The sequence below is a fragment of the Holospora curviuscula genome, assembly GCF_002930195.1.
GTDB lineage: Bacteria > Pseudomonadota > Alphaproteobacteria > Holosporales > Holosporaceae > Holospora > Holospora curviuscula.
Map to the genome: position 1 here is coordinate 1 of NZ_PHHC01000071.1, position 2685 is coordinate 2685.

At 38.0% G+C, this 2685-nt stretch carries 3 protein-coding genes; 1 reads left to right on the forward strand and 2 read right to left on the reverse strand.

Going from position 1 to position 2685, the window contains the following annotated elements; all coding sequences use genetic code 11:
• The coding region (locus HCUR_RS01720) for a transposase (protein ID WP_129591834.1) at nucleotides 1-216 on the reverse strand (216 nt) is incomplete at its 3' end.
• A 38-nt stretch (nucleotides 217-254) separates the two neighbouring features.
• Complete coding sequence (locus HCUR_RS08230; RefSeq protein WP_165780633.1) at nucleotides 255-443, reverse strand: hypothetical protein; 189 nt, start codon at nucleotides 441-443, stop codon at nucleotides 255-257.
• 37 nt (nucleotides 444-480) lie between these two features.
• Here HCUR_RS08230 and gatB point away from each other — a divergent pair, with 37 nt between their 5' ends.
• Complete coding sequence (gene gatB, locus HCUR_RS01725; protein ID WP_104206473.1) at nucleotides 481-2145, forward strand: Asp-tRNA(Asn)/Glu-tRNA(Gln) amidotransferase subunit GatB; 1665 nt, start codon at nucleotides 481-483, stop codon at nucleotides 2143-2145.
• Nucleotides 2146-2685 lie beyond the last annotated feature (540 nt).

The following is a 2685-nucleotide window of genomic DNA, read 5'->3' on the forward strand; positions in this document are numbered from 1 at the left end:
ACCTAAAAAGCGCTTGAAGCGCATTCTATCGTTGATCAAAAATTCACAATTTTCATTAGAGAGCGTATTATAGGACTGTAAAATCAATATTGTTGCCATCATCATCCCGTCTAAAGAGCGGTGTCCTGTCTTGGTACTCTTATCCTGACATTCAAACTTAATGGTCTTTATTCGCTCTGATAGTCCGCTCCAATGCATGGTCTTCGTTAATGCCATGAAGCGGATCGTCTACTTTATCAAGCCTTGTATACCAGCTATCTGTATCGAATACACCTACTTGCATCTAAATCATCATGGTTTTGATGGCGTATAGACCGATCAGATTCGCTTCTGGTAACACGCATCGGATCCGCTTGTTGGCAAAAAAATTGCTGGTGGGTTAATAGAAGGTGCTCTATAAAGGCAGGGAAATCATTAATTACATTTATTCTAAAACACTTCATCCCCATCAGCAGTATTCTTCTTTAACCCAAAAATTCCTTGAGACAGTTTATCAGTATAGTGGTATTATTTATTCAAATTATTATCATTGTATTTTTTAGAAAAAGTCTGTATTCTTCAAGAAAGTTTGATCTATTTTTTTGGACTGTGTCAACAATTACTCCGTTTTTTTTACCTGAAAATAAAACTCTATTTTACACTTCTTCTCTAGGCCAACGGTTTTATGTTTACATTGGTCTTGAAGTGCATTGTCAGATTAAGAGCGAAAGAAAAATTTTTTCTGCAGCCTCGGCAGTAGGCACTCACTTTCTTCCAAACCATTGTGTGGATTTTTTGGACACTGCTTGTCCTGGAACCCTTCCGGTCCTAAATCGTTCTGCCATTGAGCAAGGAATTCGTATGGGGCTTGCGCTGAAAGGAGTTGTCAATGCCTACTGTATATTTGATCGTAAACATTATTTCTATCCAGATAATCCGGCAGGCTATCAAATTTCTCAACAGAGATATCCCCTTGTAGAGCAAGGAGAAGTATGTATTGTCGTAGCTGCTTACGCTTCAATTCCCCGATATGAAAAAATTATTCGTATTCATCGATTGCATCTAGAACAGGACGCTGGAAAAAGCCTGCATGATTCTAGTACGCGTTCTTTGATTGATTTTAATCGTGCCGGAGTGGGCTTGATGGAAATCGTCTCTCAGTGCGATCTTTCTTCTCCCGAAGAAGCTGCAGCTTATGTGGAACACATTCAACGTATTGCACGGTACACAAAAACCAGTGATGCTGACATGGAAAAAGCACAAATGCGGTTTGATGTAAATATTTCGGTAACTCAGGAAAGTGGTGTTTTGGGTACCCGTGTAGAAATAAAAAATATGAATTCTGTCCGCTTTTTAAAAACTGCTTTATATTATGAAATATCTCGACAAATTGAGTACCTAGAGCAAGAAAAATTATTCCCCCAAGAAACACGAGGATTTGACGCAAAAGAAGGGATAACTTTTAGCATGCGCTCTAAGGAAGAAGCGCAGGATTACCGCTACTTTCCTGATCCAGACTTGCCTACAGTGTGTATTGAGAGAGCGCTGGTGGAAAAAATTCAAAGTACTTTGCCAGAGCTTTTTGATGAGAAACGAAACCGTTTTATGAAAACGTTTCAATTATCAGAATACGATAGTTTTGTCTTGACGGAAGTTCTCGAGGTAGCAGAATTTTTTGAAGCAACCTTGAATGCTATTCCTAAGGCGTTATTTGAATCCAAAAAAACTGCATTCAGTAAAACTGCGGCAAACTGGATTATTGGTCCTTTATTTTCCATATTAATCCACAAAGAACACATTCAGCAAGAGGTACGCTTTTCTCCCCATGAATTCGCTGAATTTGTTGTGTGTGTGACGGAAAAAACGATTTCTACTCCTATGGCAAAAGAGATTTTTCAAGAAATGCTGACTCAAGGCGGAAGCTTTCAAGACATTATTCAGACAAAAAAGATGAACGCCCAGAGCCTTACTCAAGATGATCTTATGGATATAATTAAAGAAGTTCACGTAGAGTATCCCCAACAAGTAAAACAGTATTTATCTGGAAAAGATAAACTAATCATGTTTTTTTTAGGACAAACTATGAAAAAACTTGCGGGACGAGGAGATCCAGAACATCTTCAAAATATGTGGAAGCGGTATCTTAAGACATTGGATAAGACATAAGTGACCCACTTTTGGCTCTCCCTGTGTTCGTAAAAATGTCAAAACATATTAGGGCTTATTAAAATTATGTGCTAAAGTGAATATCTGCTCTACTAATTTCATGAAAAGAGTGTAATAAAAGTCAGTGTTCTCCTGGTTAAACTTTAGTTTTTTGTGCAACTTGGAAACATAAAAATAACGCATTTGATTCTCATGAACGGGGTAGAAAATAGTTATAAAGAACGTGCTTTACTAGCAGTGTAATCAAATAAATATAGAGCGGTTATAATAGAAGAAAAGAAAAAATATTTAAAGCTGTTGCATTCATAGGATTTTCATCGTAAGAGTTTATGCATTAAGAAGAAAGAAGCGGTGCGCTGTGAGGAATCGGGTAGACGTGTGGGAATGGGTAAGCAGGCTATAGAAGGAGTACCCGTTTAGAACCGAAATTTGTTCGCTATAAGCCAGCCAGCGCAATAGACAAGCTACTGTTTAGAACACGATATAAAAATAGATCCTGATGCTTATCAGCCAGAACAAGCGGAGCACTGTGAGATTAGC